Source organism: Streptomyces sp. NPDC126497 (assembly GCF_040302425.1).
GTDB lineage: Bacteria > Actinomycetota > Actinomycetes > Streptomycetales > Streptomycetaceae > Streptomyces.
In genome coordinates this window covers 1-21,095 of record NZ_JBEORT010000046.1, presented here as the reverse complement: position 1 = coordinate 21,095, position 21,095 = coordinate 1, and the positions used below count along the sequence as shown (strand labels likewise).

The window sequence follows — 21,095 nt, the reverse complement described above, 5'->3', positions numbered from 1 at the left end:
GTGGACACCCCCGGCTCCGCGCAGCACCGCACCCTCACCGTGCAGGCCGCCGGCTGCGTCCTGTGGCGCCGCTCCCCCGTGACCGGCGACCTCGAGCTCTGTCTCGTCCACCGGCCCAAGTACGACGACTGGTCCTGGCCCAAGGGCAAGCTCAGGCCCGGCGAGGACGCACTGGCCGGCGCCCTGCGCGAGGTCGCCGAGGAGACCGGCCACACCGCCGTCCCGGCCGCCGAACTGCCCGACGCGCACTACCTCGCGAACGGCCGCCCCAAACGGGTCCGCTACTGGGCGGCCGAAGCCGTCTCCGGCGCCTTCGCCCCGAACGACGAGGTCGACCGGATCCTCTGGCTCCCCCCTCGGGCCGCCCGCGCCCGCCTCACCGAGTCCCGGGACGCCGATCTGGTGGACGCCCTCCTCGCCGTCCTCCGCCCGGCGGACTGAGCGTCCCGTTCCCGCCCGGTATCCCCCCGTGTCCTCGACGTGAGCGTTCCGTTACCTCACCGCACCGTCCACAGGGGTTCACCCCTCGTTCATGTACGCCCATCGGCCACTTCACCTGATCTGCCTATTTTCGGCCTTGCACGATGCGGATCGCCCGAAGAGGTGGGTGGCCGCGTCACCCACGCTTCGCACGCCGCCGAATTCAGGACGGCGGCCACTGGAAGGGACTCAAGTGAAGCTTCAGCGCAAGAACCGGCGGGCCCTCGCTCTCGGTGCTCTCGCCGTCTCCGGCGCCCTGGCCCTCACGGCGTGCGGCTCCGACGACACCGGCGGCGGCGACGGCGGCGACGCCTCCGCCACCGCCCAGGCCGGCAACATCGACTGCGGCGACGCCAAGGGTCAGCTCCAGGCCTCCGGCTCCTCCGCCCAGAAGAACGCCATCGACGCCTGGGTCAAGCAGTACGCCGCGGCGTGCAAGGGCGTGCAGGTCAACTACAACCCGACCGGTTCGGGCGCCGGCATCACGGCCTTCACCCAGGGCCAGACCGCGTTCGCCGGCTCGGACTCCGCGCTGAAGCCCGAGGAGATCGAGGCCTCGAAGAAGATCTGCTCCGGCGGCCAGGGCATCGACCTGCCGATGGTCGGCGGCCCGATCGCGATCGGTTACAACGTCCCGGGCGTCGACACCCTCGTCCTGGACGCCCCGACCCTCGCCAAGATCTTCGACAGCAAGATCACCAACTGGAACGACGAGGCGATCGCGAAGCTCAACCCCGACGCCAAGCTGCCCGACCTGAAGATCCAGGCCTTCCACCGCTCCGACGAGTCCGGCACCACGGACAACTTCACCAAGTACCTGAAGGCCGCCGCGCCCGACGACTGGAAGTACGAGGGCGGCAAGGCCTGGCAGGCGAAGGGCGGCCAGTCCGCCCCGCAGTCCGCCGGTGTCGCCCAGCAGGTGAAGCAGACCTCGGGCGCGATCTCCTACATGGAGCTGTCCTACGCCAAGGACGGCATGAAGACCGTCTCCCTCAAGACCGAGGCCGCCGAGCCGGTCGAGGCCACCGTCGAGAACGCCACCGCCGCCATCGGCGCGGCCAAGATCGTCGGCACCGGCAAGGACCTCGCGCTGGAGCTGGACTACACCCCGGAGGCCAACGGCGCCTACCCGCTCGTCCTCGTCACGTACGAGATCGTCTGCGACAAGGGCAACAAGGCCGACACCCTGCCCGCCACCAAGTCCTTCCTGAACTACATCGCCTCCGAGGACGGCCAGGGCCTGCTGGCGGACGCCGGCTACGCCCCGATGCCCGAGGAGATCATCACCAAGGTCCGCGAGACCATCTCCGGCCTCGCCTGACCCGAGTGTGCGGGCCGGCCCCGGTCACGGGGGCCGGCCCGCACCGTCCGGTGCACCGCCAACAGGAGCCCCCGGACCGCGGTGGCTCCGACCGAGCCGCCCGCCCCGGCGGCTCCGCAGACCGGAGAACCCGATGGACACCACCACACAGAAACCCGCCGCTCCCCCCGTACCCGGACCGGCCGCGCCCGAGGACGAGCGCACCGCGCGCGGCGCCACCCGCCCCGGTGACCGGATATTCCTCGGGCTCTCCCGCGGATCCGGCATCTTCGTCCTCGTCCTCATGGCCGCCATCGCGGCCTTCCTGACCTACCGCGCCGCGCTGGCCATCAGCAAGGACGAGGCCAACTTCTTCACGTCCTTCGAGTGGAACCCCACCGGCGTCCCGCCGGAGTTCGGCATCGCGGTCCTGGCCTTCGGCACCGTCGTGTCGTCGGTCATCGCCATGGTCATCGCCGTCCCCATCTCGGTCGGCATCGCCCTGTTCATCACGCACTACGCCCCCCGCCGGCTCGGCGGCACCGTCGCGTACGTGATCGACCTGCTCGCCGCCGTCCCGTCCATCGTCTACGGCCTGTGGGGTGCCATCGTCCTGGTGCCGCACATGGACGGCCTCTACGGCTGGCTCGACGACTACCTCGGCTGGACCGGCCTCTTCGCGTGGGAGGGCGGCCCCGCACGCTCGCTGCTCACCGTCGGTGTCCTGCTCGCCCTGATGATCCTCCCGATCATCACCAACGTCAGCCGCGAGGTCTTCCGCCAGGTCCCGCGGATGCACGAGGAGGCGGCCCTGGCCCTCGGCGCCACGCGCTGGGAGGTCATCCGCATGTCGGTGCTGCCCTTCGGCCGCTCCGGCGTCATCTCCGCCTCGATGCTGGGCCTCGGCCGCGCGCTCGGCGAGACGATGGCCGTGGCCATGGTGCTCTCGCCGTCCTTCGACATCTCCGCCAGCCTGCTCGACGCCGGCGGCGGCACCTTCGCCCAGAACATCGCCAGCAAGTTCAACGAGGCCACCGTGATGGGCCAGGACGCGCTGATCGCCTCCGGCATGGTGCTCTTCGTCATCACCCTGCTGGTCAACGGCGCGGCCCGCCTGATCATCGCCCGCCGCAAGGAGTACTCGGGGGCCAACGCATGAGCAACGCAACCCTTTCCCCCCAGCGCGGCTCGCTGCGCGGCGCGACCCTGCCCAAGTGGTTCCCCTGGGCCGTCGCCGCCGGCTCCCTCGCCCTGGGCTACGGCATCAGCGCCGCGGCCGGCCTGGACAGCGACATCCAGTGGGCGCTGATCGCCGCGGTCCTCTTCGTCGTCGGCTCCTACGCCGTCTCCGCGAAGGTCGAGGGCTCCCGCCAGGCCAAGGACCGCACCGCGACCAGCCTGGTCTGGGTCGCCTTCCTGCTGGCCGTGACCCCGCTGGCCTCCCTCCTGTGGGAGACGGCCGAGCGCGGCGTGAAGGTCCTCGACGGCTACTTCCTCACCCACTCGATGGGCGTGGTCGCCGACGCCGAGCCCGGCGGCGGCATCTACCACGCCCTCCTCGGCACCCTGGAGCAGGTCGGCCTCGCCGCCCTGATCTCCGTGCCGGTCGGCGTGCTCACCGCGATCTACCTGGTCGAGTACGGGCGCGGCAGGCTCGCCAAGGCCGTCACCTTCTTCGTCGACGTCATGACGGGCATCCCGTCGATCGTCGCGGGTCTGTTCATCCTGAGCCTGTGGGTCCTCATCCTGAAGATGGGCCCGTCCGGCTTCGCCGGTTCGCTGGCCCTGTCGATTCTGATGATCCCGGTCGTCGTCCGCTCCACCGAGGAGATGCTCAAGCTCGTCCCGAACGAGCTGCGCGAGGCGTCCCTGGCGCTCGGCGTGCCGAAGTGGCGCACGATCCTGAAGGTGGTCCTGCCGACGTCGATCGGCGGCATCATCACCGGCATCATGCTGGCGATCGCCCGCATCACCGGTGAGACGGCCCCCGTGCTGCTGCTGGTCTGGGGCACGGACTTCATCAACGCCAACCCGTTCCAGGACCCGCAGGAATCACTGCCGATGTACATCTACCTGCAGTTCGGCGCCGGTTCCGACCCCGCGTACGACCGTGCCTGGGCAGCGGCCCTGACGCTCATCGCGTTCATCATGATCCTCAACCTCGTGGCCCGCGGCATCGCCCGCTGGAAGGCCCCGAAGACCGGTCGCTGAGGCCTCCCCCGACTCGAAAGAAGTGATCACCATGGCCAAGCGCATCGACGTCAGCGGCCTCAACGCCTACTACGGCTCCTTCCTGGCCATCGAGGACATCTCGATGACCGTCGAACCCCGTTCCGTGACCGCCTTCATCGGCCCGTCCGGCTGCGGCAAGTCCACCTTCCTGCGCACGCTCAACCGCATGCACGAGGTGACGCCCGGCGGCCGGGTCGAGGGCAAGGTCATGCTCGACGACGAGAACCTGTACGGCGCCGGCATCGACCCGGTGGCGGTGCGGCGCGAGGTCGGCATGGTCTTCCAGCGGCCCAACCCGTTCCCCACGATGTCGGTGTACGACAACGTGGCGGCGGGCCTGCGCCTGAACGGCACGTACAAGAAGTCCCAGCTGGACGACGTCGTCGAGAAGTCCCTCAGGGGCGCCAACCTCTGGAACGAGGTGAAGGACCGCCTGAACAAGCCCGGCTCGGGCCTCTCCGGCGGTCAGCAGCAGCGCCTGTGCATCGCCCGCGCGATCGCGGTCGAGCCGAAGGTCCTCCTCATGGACGAGCCCTGCTCCGCCCTGGACCCGATCTCCACCCTCGCCATCGAGGACCTGATCGGCGAGCTGAAGGAGCAGTTCACGATCGTCATCGTGACGCACAACATGCAGCAGGCGGCCCGCGTCTCGGACCGCACGGCGTTCTTCAACCTGGCGGCCGTCGGCCAGCCCGGCAAGCTGATCGAGATCGACGACACGGAGCGCATCTTCTCCAACCCGTCGGTCCAGGCCACGGAGGACTACATCTCCGGCCGCTTCGGCTGACCCGGTCCCCTCGCGGTGCTGCATGGCGGTGCCACCGCGAGGCCCGGAAGGGCCCGCCCCCGGCTCCCGGGGGCGGGCCCTTCCCGTACCCGCGCGACGGCGGTCACGGCTGCCGCACGACTGCGGACAGCACCGGCTACAGCACCAGCAGGTTCACCAGCCCGAACGACGCCGCAGCCACCAGGGCCGCCGCCGGCATGGTGATGAACCACCCGAGAACGATGTTCTTGGCGACCCCCCACCGCACGGCGTTGACCCGCTTCGTCGCCCCCACGCCCATGATCGCCGAGGTGATCACGTGCGTCGTGGAGATGGGCGCGTGGAACAGGAACGCGGACCCGAACATGATCGACGCGCCCGTCGTCTCCGCGGCGAACCCCTGGGGCGGATCCAGCTCGATGATCTTCCGTCCCAGCGTCCGCATGATCCGCCACCCACCGGCGTACGTCCCCGCGGACAGCATCAGCGCACAAGCGATCTTCACCCACACCGGGATCGGATCGCCGTAGTCCTCGACATCCGCGATGACCAGCGCCATCACCACGATGCCCATCGTCTTCTGCGCGTCCTGCAGACCGTGCCCCAGCGCCATGCCCGCCGCGGAAACGGTCTGGGCGATCCGGAAGCCCCGCTTCGCCTTGTGCGGATTGGCCCGCCGGAAGATCCAGAGGATCGCGGTCATCACCAGGTAACCGGCGATCAGGCCCACCACCGGCGACACGAACATCGGGATGACGATCTTGTCGACCACCCCGTGCCAGTACACCGTCGTGCCCCCGGCCAGCGCCGCCCCCACCATGCCGCCGAACAGGGCGTGGGACGAGGACGACGGCAGCCCGAAGTACCAGGTGATCAGGTTCCAGACGATCGCCCCGACCAGCGCGGCGAAGAGGATCCCCATCCCCTTCGACCCCTCGGGCGTCTGGATCAGGCCCTCGCTGACGGTCTTGGCGACGCCGGAGCCCATGAACGCGCCGGCCAGGTTCATCACGGCCGCCATCGCCAGTGCGGCCCGGGGCGTCAGCGCCCGCGTCGACACGGACGTGGCGATCGCGTTCGCCGAGTCGTGGAAGCCGTTGGTGTAGGTGAAGAAGAGCGCGACGCCGATGGTCACGACCAGAGCCAAGGTGTCCATGAAGAGCTCAGGACTCCTTGACGGCGATGGTCTCCACCGTGTTCGCCACGTGCTCGAAGGCGTCGGCCGCCTCCTCCAGTACGTCCACGATCTGCTTGAGCTTCAGCACCTCGATCGCGTCGTACTTGCCGTTGAAGAGGTGCGCCAGCAGCTTGCGGTGGATCTGGTCGGCCTGGTTCTCCAGACGGTTGACCTCGATCCAGTACTCGGTGAGGTTCTCCATGGTGCGCAGGTGCGGCATGGCCTCCGCGGTCAGCTCCGCCGCCCGCGCCAGGACCTCGATCTGCTGCTCGACGCCCTTGGGCAGTTCCTCGACGTTGTAGAGGACGACCAGGTCGACGGCCTCCTCCATGAAGTCCATGATGTCGTCGAGGGACGACGCGAGGGAGTAGATGTCCTCACGGTCGAACGGCGTGATGAACGAGGAGTTCAGCTGGTGGAAGATCGCATGCGTGGCGTCGTCACCTGCGTGTTCCGCGGCCCGCATACGCTCTGCGATCTCGGCCCGGGCGGAAGGGTCCGCCCCGAGCAGTTCCATCAGGAGCTTCGAGCCCGTGACGATGTTGTCCGCGGACGCGGCGAACATGTCGTAGAAGCTCGTCTCCCTGGGGGTCAGACGAAAGCGCACGTGGGGTCCTCGGTGAGCATCGGTTTCGGTCAGGCTGATGCTAGGCGCATCATCCGGCCACGACTAACGGGCCGTCCACCAGTGTCGCCCATCAGGCAGAGTGATGGGCACGGGGGCGGTCCGTGGTCCGCTTCCGGCCGTGACGCATCCGATCGGCCAACAGGCCTATACCCCGCAGAGTTCGCTACCATATACCCACCAGGGGTATGTATCGCCCGTCAATGCACCAGGAGGACGCGATGACGACCACCGGGACCGGCGCGAGCGCGCCCTCCTCCCAGGACATGACGGACGTGACGGAAGCGGCACGGGCGGCCGGCGCGGCGGACGTCGTGACCGACCACGACCGCGGCATCCACGGCTACCACGAACAGAAGCAGGAACACCTCAAGCGCCTGCGCCGCATCGAGGGCCAGATCCGAGGCCTGCAGCGCATGGTCGACGAGGACGTCTACTGCATCGACATACTCACCCAGGTCTCCGCCTCCACCAAGGCGCTGCAGTCGTTCGCGCTGCAGCTGCTGGAGGAGCACCTGCGCCACTGCGTCGCGGACGCGGCCGTCAAGGGCGGCGACGAGATCGACGCGAAGGTCAAGGAGGCGACGCAGGCCATCGCCCGCATGCTCCGGACCTGACCGGCGTCAGCGTCCGGCGGACTCGGCCCGCGCCTCGGCCACGCGCAGCACCTCGTCGATGCTCTCCGGGCTGAGCCGCTCCTCGGCGTTGGACGCGGCGATGATCAGCTCCCCGCAGAGTTCGATCTCGGCGAGCGCCACGTGGTCCTGTACCGGAACCGTCCCACCGCCGAGCGGTGCCACGCGCCTCACCTCGTCCCTGTCGTCACCGGCTTCCTAGGGTAGGGAGCGCCCCGCGCACCGCGCATGGCACGGAAGGGCTAGTTCGGGCCGGTCACTCCCGGCCTACTCCTCGGCGATCCGGCCCGCGTAGATGTCCTCGTCCTCGGGCAGCCGTACGTCGGCCGGGACCCCGAAGTCGTACAGCAGCGTGGTCGAGGCGACCGCGACGGGCCGGTCCTGCCGGCCGTTGACGAAGCTGAACCGGTGCCGGAGCTTGCGGATCCGCCCCTCGTCGTCGAGGTAGGCGTCGAACGGCACCCGCGCGGTGGCGAACCCCTGCGCCGCCGCGCCCAGCGGCTCCCGGTTCGCCTCCGAGGCGTCCCGCGAGGCGTGCCGCAGGTCGGCGGTCCCCCGGTAGTGGCGCACCTTCGTCCCGGCGACCTCGGTGCGCCCCACGAACGCCGCCGACCGCGTCCCGCGCAGCACCTCGGCGGCGGCGAACGGATCGGTGGCCCCTCCGGTGACGAGGTTCCCGTCGGACAGCGTCCCGGTGTCCACCCGCACCCACTTGTCGGCGGGCACCCCGGCCCCCCGGTTCTTCATGAACAGCGCCCCGGGAGCCAGCAGCTCGGTGATGGGCCGCCGGACGACCTTCCCCGCCGGGTCCCGCGGCAGCAGCACCTTCAGCCGGCCGAGCCGCTTGCGGTAGTCGTAGACGCCCTGGCCGCGGATGGTGACCCGGGTGCCGCCGGTCGCCATCTCCAGGGAGGTGGTCGCCTTCGAACTCCCGGCGTCCACCAGCGCGTCGGCGGCTCCCCGCAGCACCCGTACCGGATCCCCGGCGAGAGCGCCCCCGGTCACGGCGTCGTCCCCCGCGCAGCTCACGCCAACGAGCCCCAGACAGCACACCACCCCGAATCCAGCCACCACGCCGCGCATCCGAGCCATGCCCGGTTAACGACCGGTAAGTGGCCCCGTCACGCCGGCGAGCGGGGCGTTACCGTGGTCGGCGTGCCGCACCAGGACGACGGGCAGACCCCCGCCCCCCACACCACGACCACCGTCGAGCAGGGTCCCTTCTGCGCGGCCCGCTGCACCTGCGGCTGGCGAGGACCGGCCAGACGAGCCAGGAGCCAGGCCAGGACGGACGCCCGGAACCACGCCGGCGAGTGACGGAGGCCGCGGGCCCCCGTGCCTCCGGGCGGCACGGGCGGCGGTGGGAAGACGTCCCGGAGCTTCCGGGCCCGCGCCCGCCCTCCGGCGGCGGAAGCGGTGCGCCCGCGGACAGCGGCGTCAGGCCGCCAGGTCCCGCTCCTCGGCACCGGCCGTCCCGTTCCGCGCGACGCCCGGAGCGACCCGCCCGCGCTCGGCCCGCCGCCGCGCGGACACCAGCCACCCCGCCCGCGGCGACCGCTCGATCGCCCGCATCAGCGGCGTCAGCAGCGCCATGGCGAGCGGCGAGAGCAGCAGTGCGACGGCCGTGCCGAGCGCGAGCCCGCCCACGACGTCCGTCGGGTAGTGCACGCCCATGTAGACCCGGATGAACCCGCCCAGCAGTCCCAGCACCAGGCCCACGATCCCGAGCCGCCGGTTGACCAGGAACAGCCCCACCGCCAGCGCCATGCAGAGCGTCGCGTGGTCGCTGACGAACGAGTAGTCGTCCTTGCCGTCGACCAGGACCTCGAGCCCCTCGTGGTCGAGGAAGGGCCGGCGTCTCTCCACGAACCCGCGGATCGGCACGTTCACCAGGACCGCGACGCCCGCCGCGAGCGGGGCCCACGCCAGGGCCGCCACGGTCGGGGCCGCGTCCTCGCCGCCCCGCCGCCTGACGCCCCACCAGCACCACGCCAGCAGCGCCAGCAGCGCGAACAGCAGGCCGTACTCGCCCACGAACTCCATGAGGTGGTCGACCCACGACGGTGCGGCCTTCGCCAGGCCGTTGATGTCATAGAGCAGGTCGACGTCGGGGTTCGACCCGGATTCGGCGAGTCCAGCCATGGTGCTGCGGCCCCTTCGTCATATCTCCCGGCGCACCTTTCGCACGCCGCTCCTGCCACCCCCGTGGTGTGTAGATCCGCTCGCTCGCTCGGCTACGAGAACAGGAACGCACGGCCCCCGTCGATACGTTCCACACTCCACCGAATGATCACGCAGACGTTATCGAAGAGAGATACGTCTCCGCAGCTCAGGGGGAGGGTTAACGCTCCGCTCACACCGTGGTGGGGAGCGCTTTCGCGCCATCTTCGGTGACACGGGTGGCACCAAAGTAGTCAGGCGTGTCGATCGGGTCGAATCGGATCACGGCCCCGGTCCGGGGCGCGTCGATCATGTACCCGCCGCCGACGTAAATGCCCACATGCCGGATGGCACGGGAATTGGTGAGGTCGTCCGAGAAGAACACCAGATCGCCCGGGAGCAGTTCGTCGCGCTCCGGGTGCGGCCCCGCGTTGTACTGGTCGTTCGCCACCCGGGGCAGCGTGATCCCCACACTCTCGTACGCCGCCTTGGTCAGCCCCGAGCAGTCGAACCGTCCGCCCTGCTCAGGCGTGCCGTTGCCGCCCCACAGGTACAGCGTGCCGAGCTTCTTCTGCGCGTACGCGATCGCCCCGGCCGCCTGCCTCGACGGATCCACCCGCCCCACCGGCGCGGCGAAGCTCTCCTCCAGTGCCCGGATCCGCTTGACGTAGTTCCGCGTCTCCGCGTACGGCGGAACACCCCCGTACTTGATCACCGCGTACGCCCCCGCGTTGTACGAGGCGAGCATGTTTTCGGTCAGGTTCCCGCCGACGTCCTTCACATAGGACGCGAGCGTGCAGTCGTACGTCGCCGCCGACGGGATCGCGTCCTTCGGGTCCCACACGTCACGGTCCCCGTCCCCGTCCCCGTCGATCCCGTGCGTGGCCCAGGTGCCGGGGATGAACTGGGCGATGCCCTGCGCCGCCGCATGGCTCTGCGCCTTCGGATTGAACCCGCTCTCCTGGTAGAGCTGGGCGGCGAGCAGCGCCGGGTTGATGGCCGGGCAGAGATTGCCCCACTTCTGCACGAGCGTCCGGTACGCGGCCGGCACGCTCCCCTTGGCCAGCGCCTTGGCCGTCCCGCCGCCGCCCCCGTTGACGAGGTTCCCGGCGACGACGTAGACCCCGACGACGAGCAGCATCACGAAGGCGAGCGCGGAACTGACGACGATCCCCGTCACGACCCATGCCTTACGCACCGTCAGCCGCCCCTCACCGTCCGGCAGTCCACCGCCGCACGTCAGTGTAGAGGCGGCGCCCGCCCTTCGGAATGATCACTTGGGACTTTGGCGCGGTTGCCACGGGCGCGGCGAGGCCCCGCACCGGGGCCGCGCGCGGCCCGCCGGTGTGCTGACGGGCGTCGGCCGGCAGCTCCTCGGCCGCCGAGCCGAACCCGGTGGGCACCCTCGAACACCACACCGCCCACGCGTGCGGTTCCGTCACCGTCCACACCCCGGGCCGTTCCGGACCGACGATCACGCCCGGTCGCCGTTCGCCAGGTCGTCACAGCCGGCTCCGCCGGCCCCGGCCAAGCCGCGCCCGCCACCATTCGTGACGCATTCCACTTCCGCCTCCCCGCCCTCGGGAAGGAGACGCACATCATTGCCCTACGTCACCCTGCGTGATACACAGAGTGACGATACGACTTCTCACCCGTCGGAACGCGCCTCTCCCGTAGTCCGGCGCGCGCCGGTGGCAAGCTATTCGTACGAAACCCGCCAACGGATGACGCCAAGTCGACATGCGACAGCGTCATTTTCGGCGACAATGAGGCCTGACCTCTGCAGAACGCAGGGGGTGCAGAACTACCCATACAGGGGCGGTGACTTACATGTTCTTCGCGGCCGACGAGGGAGACATCAACACCATTATCGGCGGGATCGCCCCGGACTGGGGCCCCTTCGGCAGCCTGGGCAACGAGGCCAAGGTGATGATCGAGGTGGTCATGGCCGTCGCCATCCTCCTCTGCCTGGGCATCGCCATCTGGGGGGCGGCCAAGCAGCGCATCGGCGCGACCGCGTTGAGGGACACGTTCAGTGCCGAACAGGGCAAGGGCCTCATCATCGCGGGGCTCACGGGCGTCTTCATCATCGGTTCGCTCGGCACGCTGTTCACCATCGTGTACGGCATGGCCGTGTAGCCCCTCCCACCGCTCCCGACCGGGTGCGCCCGGCACTCCCTCCGTCCCACCCGCCCGTCGCGCCCACCGGCTGAGGTTGCGTTTCCCTGATGTCCAGTCACCACACCGCGTCCGCGCGGGGACCAGCACGGCTACCGTCGTACGTGGAGTACGCGGGGTACGAGGTGCTTCCGCACGACGCTGAGGGGGCGTACGGGGTATGAGTCTCGGAGACGACACGGGTCAGACCCGCACCCGCATGCCGGAGCGGGGCGGCGATCCGTACGGCGGCGCGCGCAGAGGCGGCCGCTCGTCCTCGCGCAGCATGGTGACGGTGGTCGGCGTGGTGGTCCTGCTGATCGCCGCGATCGCCTTCGCGAACCGCGGAAGCGGCGATTCCGCCACGGAGGAGGGAGGCGCCGCCGGCGCCTCCCCCACGTCGGCGGCGACGGCTCCCTCGGGCGAGAAGCCGGTGGACGCGAAGGCGGCCGGCATCCCCTCGGGCTTCGCCCACGACCGACAGGGAGCGGAGAGCGCGGCGGCGAACTACGCGGTGGTCCTGGTCTCCGCCGACATCCTCAAGACCGCTCGGCGGACGGAGATCGTCCGGCAGGTCTTCGTCTCCGACAAGCAGGCTTCCCTCGAGGAACGCTTCGACAAGGCGTACACCAAGGAGTTCCTGAGCAACCTCGGTCTCGACGAGAACGGCAACGCGGCAGCGAACAGTCCCTACGTCTCACGCACCATGCCGATCGGCACCAAGGTCACGAGCTACTCGGACACCACCGCCGCCGTGGAAGTCTGGTGCACGGGAGTGTTCGGTACAGCCGGCGAGAAGACGACCAACCCGGTCACCAGCGACTGGTTCACCATGTCACTCCAGCTGCACTGGGCGGACGACGATTGGAAAGTCGACAGCTTCTCACAGAAGGACGGCCCCGCCCCCGTCCCCGGAGATGACAAGGCGTCCAACGCCGAAGAGATGGCCAAGGCCGTCCAGGAGTACGGAGGCTTCACCTATGCCCGGTAGCCCGCGCCGCGTACTCAGGATCGCCGCTACTCTCACAGTCGTACAGACCTCTGTCCTGCTGCTGGCGACTCGTGCCGTGGCGGCACCCACCCCGTCGCCCGCGCCGTCGGACGACAACTGCGACCTCATCGTCGGCCCCGCCAAGGACTACTGCGAACAAGGCGAACGAAGCAGCCGCAACGGCGGCTCCTCCACCCTCGACGACCCCACCACCACCCTCGACCCACTCGCCTCCCTCGCCAAGGGTTGCGCCGACGCCGCCTCCTGGACCGTCGACAAGCTCAGCGACGCCGTACAGGAGACCGCGAACGTCGACTTCACGAACGACACGTTCCTCCAGCAGTACGCCGTCGTCTTCGCCGCGTCGACGATCCTCACCCTCCTCCTCTGGCTGCTCGCGGTCGCCAAGCGCGCCGTGCGGGGCGTCCCCCTCAGCACCGCCCTCTCCGAGGCGATCGGCTTCCTCTGGCTCACCGTCCTCGCCTCCGCCTTCACCCCGCTGATCCTCTACACGGTCGTCTCGGCGACCGACGGCATCACCGACGTGCTGGCGAAGGCGACCGGCGACCAGACGGACACGTTCTTCGGCACGTTCTCCGGCGCCCTCGAGAAGGGCGACGACATCGGCGGCGGCCCGATCATGCTGATCGTCGTCTCGCTCGTCTCGATCCTCGCCGCCGGCGTCCTGTGGCTGGAACTCGTCATCCGCGCCGCCCTGCTCTACGTCGGCGCCCTCCTCGGCACCGTCGTCTACGCCGGCCTGGTCGACAAGAACCTGTGGGGCCACGTCCGCCGCTGGGCGGGCATCATGATCGCCGTGATCCTCGTGAAGCCCGTCATCGTGATCGTGCTCGGCCTCGCCGGAGCGCTGTCCGCCGAGGACGGGCCCGGCGCCTTCTCCGCCGTGGTCTCCGGACTGTCGATCATCCTGCTCGCCATCTTCGCCTCGGCGATGATCTACCGCTTCGTCCCCGGCTTCGGCGACGAACTGGCCAACTCCCGCAACAACCGCCTCATGCAGGGCGCCGAGGGCAAGGCCGCCGCCGTCATGAGCTCCCCGGCGACCCTGGTCGCCCAGGGCATCAAGACCCACAGCAGCCGCACCGACAACCACCGCGGAGGCGGCGGCCAGTCCACCGGACCCCGCCCCTCCAACCCGGCCTCCGGCGGAGTCGCCGCGCACAGCTCGCGCCCGTCGAACAGCGGCGGGGCCACCGCCCCGGCACCCCGCTCGAGCAGCCCGGTGAACACCCCCCACGCCGGCAACACCCGCAACAGCAGCACCAACAGCACGGGAGGTGAAGGGCGTTGACGACCGAGGCCCACTTGTCCCATCCGGTCACGCCCCGCCGTACGTATCTGATCGGCCGCGCCCGGCCGAACGCGATCGTCGGCCGCAATCGCGAGACCGGCGAGATCGCGCTGATCGTCGTGGGCGCTTTCCTCGGCATGATGTGCGGGCTGCTCGTCCCCGTCCTGTCCGCGCGGATCGTGCTGCTCGCGGGTCTCCCGATGCTGGCGCTGGCCGCGGTGTACGTGCCCTACAAGGGCCGCACCTTCTACAAGTGGTTCGAGATCAACCGCAGCTACAAGCGCACCGTGCGCCGGAACGCCACCTACCGCTCCAGTGCCGTCGAGGCGGGCACCCGGCTGGACGGACGCGAGGTGGAGATCGGGCCGCCGCCCGGGATCGGGCGGATCACCTGGCTCGCCGCCCCCTTCGGCCCGGACGAGATCGCCGTGCTGCTGCACGCGGACCGCAAGACCGTCACCGCCGCCATCGAGATCGAGGGCCCGGGCGTCGGCCTGCGCGACTCCGAGGACCAGGAAGCCCTCGTCGACCGCTTCGGCACGCTGCTGAAGCACGTCGCCAACGGCGACGGCTTCGTGACCCGCATCCAGATGCTCGCCCGCACCCTGCCCGCCGACCCCGACGCCCACGCCAAGGACGTCGCCGTCCGCGGGGACGCCACCTCGCCGGCGTGGCTGCAGCAGTCGTACGACCAGCTCCAGTCGATGGTGTCGACCAGCAGCGAGCAGCACCGCGCCTACCTGGTCGCCTGCATGCACTACACGCGCGACCTGGCCGCCGAGGCCCACACCATGGCCCGCGCGATGCGCAGCCAGGGCGGCGGCAAGGTGGACCGGGACGCGGGGCTCGCCGTCGTCATGGCCCGTGAGCTCACCGACATCTGCTCCCGGCTCCAGGAGGCCGACATCCGCGTACGGCAGCCGCTCGGCCAGAGCAGACTGTCCTCCCTGATCCACTCCATGTACGACCCGGACCACCCGATCGACCACATCCAGGCGATGACGCAGCGCAACGCCTGGCCGGCCGAGCTGGACGCCACCGAGCCCACCTACCTGCAGGCCAAGACCCGCGAGTCCGCCACCCGCGCCCCCTGGTGCCACGCCACGGCGTGGATCAAGGAGTGGCCGATGACCCCGGTGGGCGTGAACTTCCTGGCCCCGCTGCTCGTCCACACCCCGGACGTGATCCGCACGGTCGCCGTCACCATGGACCTCGAACCCACCGAGGTCGCCATCGAGCGGATGCTGACCGAGAAGACCAACGACGAGGCGGAGGCGTCCCGCGCCGCCAAGATGAACCGCACCGTCGACCCGCGCGACATCGCCGCCCACGGCCGCCTCGACCAGCGCGGCGAGGACCTCGCCAGCGGCGCGGCCGGCGTCAACCTGGTCGGCTACATCACCGTCTCCTCCCGCAATCCCGAGGCCTTGGCCCGCGACAAGCGGACCATACGGGCGTCGGCCGGAAAGTCGTACCTGAAGGTGGAGTGGTGCGACCGCGAGCACCACCGCGCGTTCGTGAACACACTCCCGTTCGCCACCGGCATTCGAAGGTAGGGGCTGAGCCGATATGCGGGATCCGCTGTCCGTCGTCACCGACGCCTTCACGTCCTTCCTGTTCGGGAAGGTCGAGACGACACGCCTGCCGGTACGCACGTCCACCGGCCAGGCGCAGGCGGTCTACCTCCCGACCGCCGCTCCCGGCCTCGGCGACTCCGGCGTCATCATCGGCCGCGAGGTCTACTCCGGCAAGGGCTACATCTACGACCCCTTCCAGCTCTACGGCCAGCAGCTCCCCGCCCCGCACTGGCTGGTCCTCGGCGAGTCCGGCAACGGCAAGTCGGCCCTGGAGAAGACGTACGTCCTGCGCCAGCTGCGCTTCCGCGACCGCCAGGTCGTCGTCCTGGACGCGCAGGGCGAGGACGGCGTCGGCGAGTGGAACCTCGTCGCGCAGGAGCTGGGCATCACCCCCATCCGCCTCGACCCGATGGCCGCCCTGGACCACGGCATCCGGCTCAACCCGCTCGACCCGTCGATCACGACGACCGGCCAGCTCGCCCTGCTGCGGACCATCATCGAGGTCGCGATGGGGCACGGCCTGGACGAACGGTCCGGCTTCGCCCTCAAGGTCGCGCACGCCTACGTCAACGAGTCCGTCGTCGAACGCCAGCCGGTCCTCTCCGACATCGTCGAGCGCCTGCGCCACCCCGAGCCGGAGTCGGCGGAGGCGATGAACGTCGCCATAGACGACGTGCGGGCCTGGGGCCTGGACGTCGCCCTGGTCCTGGACCGCCTGGTCGACGGTGACCTGCGCGGCATGTTCGACGGCCCCACGACCGTCGGCATCGACCTGGACGCGCCGCTCATCGTCTTCGACCTGTCCCACATCGACCGCAACTCCATCGCCATGCCGATCCTGATGGCGATCGTCGGCGTGTGGCTGGAGCACACCTGGATCCGCCCCGACCGGAAGAAGCGCATCTTCCTGGTCGAGGAGGCCTGGCACATCATCAACAGCCCCTTCGTCGCCCAGCTGTTCCAACGGCTGCTGAAGTTCGGACGGCGGCTCGGCCTGTCGTTCGTCGCGGTCGTCCACCACCTGTCCGACGTGGTGGACGGAGCGGCGGCGAAGGAGGCCGCGGCCATCCTGAAGATGGCGTCGACCCGGACCATCTACGCCCAGAAGGCGGACGAGGCGAGGGCGACCGGCCGGGTGCTCGGCCTGCCCAGATGGGCGGTGGAGATCATTCCGACGCTGACGCCCGGTATCGCGGTGTGGGACGTCAACGGCAACGTCCAGGTGGTCAAGCACCTGGTCACGGAGACCGAGCGCCCGCTGGTCTTCACCGACCGCGCGATGACCGAGTCCTCCGCCGACCTCGCCGACGACGCCCTGCGCGCCGCCGAACGGGAGGCGGAGGAGAGGGCGGCGGCCTTCGTGGAGCAGCACGTCGGCGACTCCGAATCGACGGTGGCGTAGGGGAGCACACGTGAGACCGGACGATCACCGTGAGCACGGCCGGGCCGACGGCCGGGGCGGCATCCCCGACGGGCTGCTGATCGGCGTCCTCGCGTTCCTCCTCGGCATGACCACGATGGTGTGGACGGCCACGGGCCTCGCGGGCCTCTTCGCCCACGGCCACTGGCCGTCCGACGTCACCTTCACCCGCACGCCCCTGGCGATGCGTCACCTCGTCGCCCGGCCGCACGACGTCCCCGGCGCCTGGCCCGACACCCCCGCGTCCGACCTCTCGGGCTACGGCCTCTTCTGGGGCCTGTTCATCGGCCAGCTGATGATCCTGACCGTCCTGGCGGTGTTCGTCATGGGCACCGTGGCCCGCTGGAGAGCGGTACGGGCACGGCGCCGCGCGGAGCGGGCGGCCGGGGCCCCGGAACCACAGCCCGGACGGCGACCCGGACGACGACCCGGACGACGACCGGAACCGGAGCCGAAGCAGCTCCACGAGGTACCGGCCCCGAGAGCACCTGAGCAGGAAGCCCCCACGCGGGAAGCCTCCGTGCCCGCGGCCGGCGGTGAGCGGACCAGCGGGCGGGAAGCCCCCCGCGTCGAAGGCGCGGGGCTCCACTACGGCTCACCGGCCACCCGCCACACCCTCGCGACCCAAGCCGTGCGCGACGCCGAGGGACCCGTCCTCGTCCTCACCTCCCACCCCGCCCTCTGGTACGACACCAAGGACGCCCGGGCCAAACTCGGCCCCACCCACCTCTACGACCCCACCCACCTCTGCGACACCCCGGCCCGCCTCCACTGGTCCCCGACAGCCGGCTGCGAGGACAAGGACACGGCCACGTCCCGAGCGGCCGCCCTCCTCAGTCCCGTCCGCCCCACCTCCCGCCTCGACCAGGCGATCGGCGACACCGCGGAAACCCTGCTCCGCAGTTACGTGCACGCCGCCGCCGTCGACGGCCGTACGATCCGCCACGTCCACCGCTGGGCCCAGGGCCTCCAGGTCCACGACGCCGTACGCGTCCTCCGTACCCACCCCAAGGCCGCCCCCGGCGCCGCCGGGGAACTCGAGGCGGCCCTCACGGCGCACCCCGAGCGCCGGGACATGGCCCAGCAGCTGACCACCCGCGCCCTGGCCGCGCTCTCCACGGTCAACGTCCGCGAGGCCTGTACTCCCCACCGAAATGATGCCCTCGCCTTGGATTCCTTCATCCATGAAGGGGGAACGCTTTACGTCGTGGGTGAATCCATCGAGGACCCCCGCACCAGCCCGGGCGCGATGCCCCTGCTGACGGCCCTCGTCTCACACGTGGTCGAGCGCGGCCGGCGCATGGCCGAACGGTCATCCTCCGGTCGGCTCGACCCACCACTCACCCTCGTCCTGGACGACGTGGCGGCCGTGGCCCCACTCCCCCGGCTCCCGGAACTGCTCGCCACCGGTACGGACACCGGTCTGCCCACCCTGGCCCTGCTCCGTTCCCGCGAGCAGGCCAGGACCCGCTGGCCGCACGCCGAGCTACCGGTGTAGACGGGTCAGCGCTCGAGGACCATCTCCAGTTCCCGCTCCTCCGGCCGGTCCGCCAGCGGCACGACCGTCCCGCTCTCCACGAACCCGGCCTTGCGGTAGAAACCCCGTGCCCGCGCGTTCTCCTCGTGCACGACGAGCCGCACGCGTTCCGCCCCGCGCCCCCGCACCCACTCCACCGCGGCGTCGAACAACGCCTTCGTCAGTCCGCTCCCCCGGTACCCGGGCGCCACGTACACCCCCACCAGATGCCCCTGCCGCCGCTCGACGGGGAAACCGGCCCAGTCCGTCGACCCGGCCTCCTCGACCAGCACGGCGACGCTGCCGACCCAGCTCCCGTCCGCCGTCTCGGCGATGAACTGCCGCGCACCGTTCGCCGTGCGCTCCTGCCAGAACGAGTCGGGCCGGGCCACCGCCGCCTCGTACGTGTCCAGGTAGGCGAGATGCGCGACCGGATCCCGCAGCGCGGCGAGCCGCAGCTCCTTCACCGCCTTCCACTCCTCCGCGCGCACCGACCGGATCACACAGTCCTCGAAGGGCATGGCACTGGCACTCATGCCCGCCACCGTAGTACCGGAGTACCACCGCCCTCACCCCGATTACGGCCCGCGGTACGACGTCCGCCGCCCCCGCACGGGCGATCATCGGTGCGGGAGGACGGCACCCGACGGCGGACGGATCCACCACCATGAACCCCGTGACGAACGACCGAGAGGCCCCATCGACGGGGGTGGGGACGACGGAGCCCCTCATCCCGTACGTGCAGCGCCTCAACCAGCGGGCGCACGCCCTCGACCGGCGCCGTCCGCTGCTGTGGGACGCGACCTTCACCGGCTTCTGGGTGACCGCCGCCCTCATCGACTACACCGGCGGCGGCTGGCGCAGCATCACCCACAACCCGGACGCCCCCGGCCCGCTCCTCCTCGCGCTGAGCCTCGGCCTGTCCGTCCCCCTCCTGTGGCGCCGTACCCACCCCGCCGCGGCCCTGCTCGTCATGACCTCGTTCGCCCTGGTCAACAGCTGGTCCGGGACCGCGCTCCAGGCGGCGCTGCTCCAGCTCGTCGTCCTCTACCACATCGTCCTGCGCCTGCCCCTGCGCAGCCTGTGGTGGGCGACGGTCCTGCTCCTCATCCCCGTCCTGGTCTCCGCGGCCCGGTACGGGGAGGGCGAATGGAGCCAGCAGATCGGCTCGTACCTGACGTCCGTCCTCGTGGCCGTCCTCATCGGCGTCACGGTCCGCACCCGCCAGAACTACACCGAGGCCCTGGAGGACCGCGCCCGCCGCCTGGAGGTCGAACGCGACCAGCAGGCCCGGCTGGCGGCCGCCGCCGAGCGCGCCCGTATCGCCCGCGAGATGCACGACATCATCGGCCACAACCTCTCCGTCATCACGGGCCTCGCCGACGGTGGCAGGTACGCGGCCGGCAAGTCCCCGGAACGCGCCGCCCAGGCCCTGGACGCCATAGCCGCCACCAGCCGTCAGGCCCTCGGCGAACTGCGCCGCCTCCTGGACGTCCTGAAGGACGAAGGGGCGGGGTCCGCGGAGTTGGCCCCCCAGCCCGCCCTCACCGACCTGGACCGGCTCATCGGCGGCGTCCGCAACGCGGGCCTGCCCGTGCGCCTCACCGTCGAGGGCCGGTCCTCCCTTCCCCCGGGCCGCCAGCTCACCGTCTACCGCGTCGTCCAGGAAGCCCTCACCAACACCCTCAAGCACGCCGGCCCCGACGCGACCGCGGAGATCGCCCTCGTCCACGGCGACCGGGGCTCCGTCACGGTCACCGTCACCGACACGGGAGCCCCGGCGACGGCCGCCCCCGCCGACGGCCGCGGTCTCCCCGGAATGCGGGAACGAACCGCTCTGTACGACGGCACACTTGAGGCCGGCCCCCGAGCACGGCCCGAGCAGGGCTGGCGCGTCCGTCTGCACCTTCCGGAGGAATCCCCGCAGTGACCACCGTCCTCATCGCCGACGACCAGCCCCTCCAGCGCTTCGGTTTCCGCATGCTCCTGGAGAGCCAGGACGACCTCACCGTCCTGGGCGAGGCGGCGAACGGCGCCGAGGCGATCCGCATGACGGCGGAGCTGCACCCCGACGTGGTCCTGATGGACATCCGGATGCCCGGTCTGGACGGCATCGAGGCGACCCGTCGCATCGTCGCCGCCGGCGACCGCACCCGCGTCCTCATCCTCACCACGTTCGACCTGGACGAGTACGCCTACGCCGGCCTCCGCGCGGGCGCCTCCGGCTTCCTCATCAAGGACGCCCAGCCCGAGGAGCTCCTCTCCGGCATCCGTTCCGTGGCCACCGGGGACGCGGTCGTCGCCCCCAGTCTGACCCGCCGCCTCCTCGACGCCTACGTCCAGCACCTGCCGGCGGCCACCGCGGACTCCGGCACGCCGGCCGTCCCGCACGCCGACCCCCGCCTGTCCTCCCTCACCGATCGCGAACGCGAGATCCTCACGGTCATCGGCAAGGGCTGGACCAACACGGAGATCGCCACCCGTCTCCACCTCGCCGAGTCCACGGTGAAGACCCATGTGGGCCGCATACTCGCGAAGACCGGCTCACGGGACCGCATCCAGGCGGTGATCCTGGCGTACGACACGAAACTGGTGGAGCCGTCCTGAAATGCAGGAAACCCCGCACCGAAAGGTGCGGGGTTTCCCTCAAGAATTGTTCGGCGGCGTCCTACTCTCCCACAGGGTCCCCCCTGCAGTACCATCGGCGCTGTAAGGCTTAGCTTCCGGGTTCGGAATGTAACCGGGCG

22 protein-coding genes and 1 rRNA gene are annotated in these 21,095 nt (G+C 70.5%); 15 read left to right on the top strand and 8 right to left on the bottom strand.

Annotated features, from left to right (window positions below):
• From ABTY20_RS20100 to pstB, 5 genes are all read left to right on the top strand, one after another.
• Entirely contained in the window at positions 1–441 is a 441-nt protein-coding gene (locus ABTY20_RS20100) for an NUDIX hydrolase (protein ID WP_351998363.1), read from the top strand.
• A gap of 232 nt (positions 442–673) precedes the next feature.
• Complete coding sequence (gene pstS, locus ABTY20_RS20095; RefSeq protein WP_351998362.1) at positions 674–1,801, top strand: phosphate ABC transporter substrate-binding protein PstS; 1,128 nt, start codon at positions 674–676, stop codon at positions 1,799–1,801.
• Between the two features lie 133 nt (positions 1,802–1,934).
• Positions 1,935–2,939, top strand: a complete 1,005-nt coding sequence (pstC, locus tag ABTY20_RS20090; protein WP_351998361.1) for a phosphate ABC transporter permease subunit PstC — start codon at positions 1,935–1,937, stop codon at positions 2,937–2,939.
• Complete coding sequence (gene pstA / locus ABTY20_RS20085) at positions 2,936–3,991, top strand: phosphate ABC transporter permease PstA (protein WP_351998360.1); 1,056 nt, start codon at positions 2,936–2,938, stop codon at positions 3,989–3,991. The genes pstC and pstA overlap by 4 nt, the downstream gene beginning before the upstream one ends.
• Positions 3,992–4,022: 31 nt before the next feature.
• Positions 4,023–4,799: a phosphate ABC transporter ATP-binding protein PstB gene (gene pstB, locus ABTY20_RS20080; RefSeq protein ID WP_351998359.1), complete on the top strand. Its 777-nt coding sequence runs from the start codon at positions 4,023–4,025 to the stop codon at positions 4,797–4,799.
• 136 nt (positions 4,800–4,935) lie between these two features.
• On the opposite strand, the gene pitH is transcribed toward pstB, so the two are convergent.
• Positions 4,936–5,934, bottom strand: coding sequence for a low-affinity phosphate transporter PitH (gene pitH / locus ABTY20_RS20075; protein ID WP_351998358.1), 999 nt, complete (start codon positions 5,932–5,934; stop codon positions 4,936–4,938).
• Positions 5,935–5,941: 7 nt separating this feature from the next.
• A complete protein-coding gene (locus tag ABTY20_RS20070; protein ID WP_006136311.1) occupies positions 5,942–6,562 on the bottom strand; it encodes a DUF47 domain-containing protein in 621 nt (206 codons plus the stop codon).
• A 239-nt stretch (positions 6,563–6,801) separates the two neighbouring features.
• Here ABTY20_RS20070 and ABTY20_RS20065 point away from each other — a divergent pair, with 239 nt between their 5' ends.
• Complete coding sequence (locus tag ABTY20_RS20065; RefSeq protein WP_351998357.1) at positions 6,802–7,197, top strand: metal-sensitive transcriptional regulator; 396 nt, start codon at positions 6,802–6,804, stop codon at positions 7,195–7,197.
• Between the two features lie 6 nt (positions 7,198–7,203).
• Here ABTY20_RS20065 and ABTY20_RS20060 read toward each other — a convergent pair whose 3' ends face one another.
• Positions 7,204–7,380 carry a hypothetical protein gene (locus ABTY20_RS20060; protein WP_351998356.1) on the bottom strand — a complete coding sequence of 59 codons (177 nt, stop codon included), beginning with the start codon at positions 7,378–7,380 and terminating at the stop codon, positions 7,204–7,206.
• Positions 7,381–7,482: 102 nt separating this feature from the next.
• Positions 7,483–8,307, bottom strand: a complete 825-nt coding sequence (locus tag ABTY20_RS20055; protein ID WP_502991846.1) for a hypothetical protein — start codon at positions 8,305–8,307, stop codon at positions 7,483–7,485.
• Between the two features lie 63 nt (positions 8,308–8,370).
• Here ABTY20_RS20055 and ABTY20_RS20050 point away from each other — a divergent pair, with 63 nt between their 5' ends.
• A complete protein-coding gene (locus tag ABTY20_RS20050; protein ID WP_351998355.1) occupies positions 8,371–8,532 on the top strand; it encodes a hypothetical protein in 162 nt (53 codons plus the stop codon).
• Positions 8,533–8,652: 120 nt separating this feature from the next.
• Here ABTY20_RS20050 and ABTY20_RS20045 read toward each other — a convergent pair whose 3' ends face one another.
• Positions 8,653–9,357 (bottom strand): phosphatase PAP2 family protein, encoded by a 705-nt coding sequence (locus tag ABTY20_RS20045; protein ID WP_351998354.1) that lies wholly within the window; start codon positions 9,355–9,357, stop codon positions 8,653–8,655.
• A 211-nt stretch (positions 9,358–9,568) separates the two neighbouring features.
• Complete coding sequence (locus ABTY20_RS20040; protein ID WP_502991849.1) at positions 9,569–10,516, bottom strand: bifunctional lytic transglycosylase/C40 family peptidase; 948 nt, start codon at positions 10,514–10,516, stop codon at positions 9,569–9,571.
• A gap of 689 nt (positions 10,517–11,205) precedes the next feature.
• Between ABTY20_RS20040 and ABTY20_RS20035 the strand changes: the two genes are divergently transcribed.
• The 6 genes from ABTY20_RS20035 (at position 11,206) to ABTY20_RS20010 (ending at position 18,330) form a co-directional block, all read left to right on the top strand.
• On the top strand, positions 11,206–11,514 hold the full coding sequence (locus ABTY20_RS20035; protein ID WP_095752152.1) for a DUF8827 family protein: 309 nt from the start codon (positions 11,206–11,208) through the stop codon (positions 11,512–11,514).
• 199 nt (positions 11,515–11,713) lie between these two features.
• Positions 11,714–12,523 (top strand): DUF8175 domain-containg protein, encoded by an 810-nt coding sequence (locus tag ABTY20_RS20030; protein WP_351998352.1) that lies wholly within the window; start codon positions 11,714–11,716, stop codon positions 12,521–12,523.
• Entirely contained in the window at positions 12,513–13,835 is a 1,323-nt protein-coding gene (locus ABTY20_RS20025; RefSeq protein ID WP_351998351.1) for a hypothetical protein, read from the top strand. Before ABTY20_RS20030 ends, ABTY20_RS20025 begins: the two co-directional genes overlap by 11 nt.
• Positions 13,832–15,391 carry an SCO6880 family protein gene (locus tag ABTY20_RS20020; RefSeq protein WP_351998350.1) on the top strand — a complete coding sequence of 520 codons (1,560 nt, stop codon included), beginning with the start codon at positions 13,832–13,834 and terminating at the stop codon, positions 15,389–15,391. Before ABTY20_RS20025 ends, ABTY20_RS20020 begins: the two co-directional genes overlap by 4 nt.
• A 13-nt stretch (positions 15,392–15,404) precedes the next feature.
• Positions 15,405–16,814: an ATP-binding protein gene (locus ABTY20_RS20015; protein ID WP_351998349.1), complete on the top strand. Its 1,410-nt coding sequence runs from the start codon at positions 15,405–15,407 to the stop codon at positions 16,812–16,814.
• A 10-nt stretch (positions 16,815–16,824) separates the two neighbouring features.
• On the top strand, positions 16,825–18,330 hold the full coding sequence (locus ABTY20_RS20010; protein ID WP_351998348.1) for a type IV secretory system conjugative DNA transfer family protein: 1,506 nt from the start codon (positions 16,825–16,827) through the stop codon (positions 18,328–18,330).
• A gap of 5 nt (positions 18,331–18,335) precedes the next feature.
• On the opposite strand, the gene ABTY20_RS20005 is transcribed toward ABTY20_RS20010, so the two are convergent.
• Positions 18,336–18,884, bottom strand: coding sequence for a GNAT family N-acetyltransferase (locus ABTY20_RS20005; protein ID WP_351998347.1), 549 nt, complete (start codon positions 18,882–18,884; stop codon positions 18,336–18,338).
• 131 nt (positions 18,885–19,015) lie between these two features.
• On the opposite strand from ABTY20_RS20005, the gene ABTY20_RS20000 reads away from it, so the two are divergent.
• Complete coding sequence (locus tag ABTY20_RS20000; protein WP_351998346.1) at positions 19,016–20,278, top strand: sensor histidine kinase; 1,263 nt, start codon at positions 19,016–19,018, stop codon at positions 20,276–20,278.
• A complete protein-coding gene (locus tag ABTY20_RS19995; RefSeq protein WP_351998345.1) occupies positions 20,275–20,955 on the top strand; it encodes a response regulator in 681 nt (226 codons plus the stop codon). The genes ABTY20_RS20000 and ABTY20_RS19995 overlap by 4 nt, the downstream gene beginning before the upstream one ends.
• Positions 20,956–21,003: 48 nt before the next feature.
• Here the strand turns inward: ABTY20_RS19995 and rrf are convergent.
• Positions 21,004–21,095: ribosomal RNA gene (gene rrf / locus ABTY20_RS19990) — 5S ribosomal RNA — on the bottom strand; the annotation flags it as partial.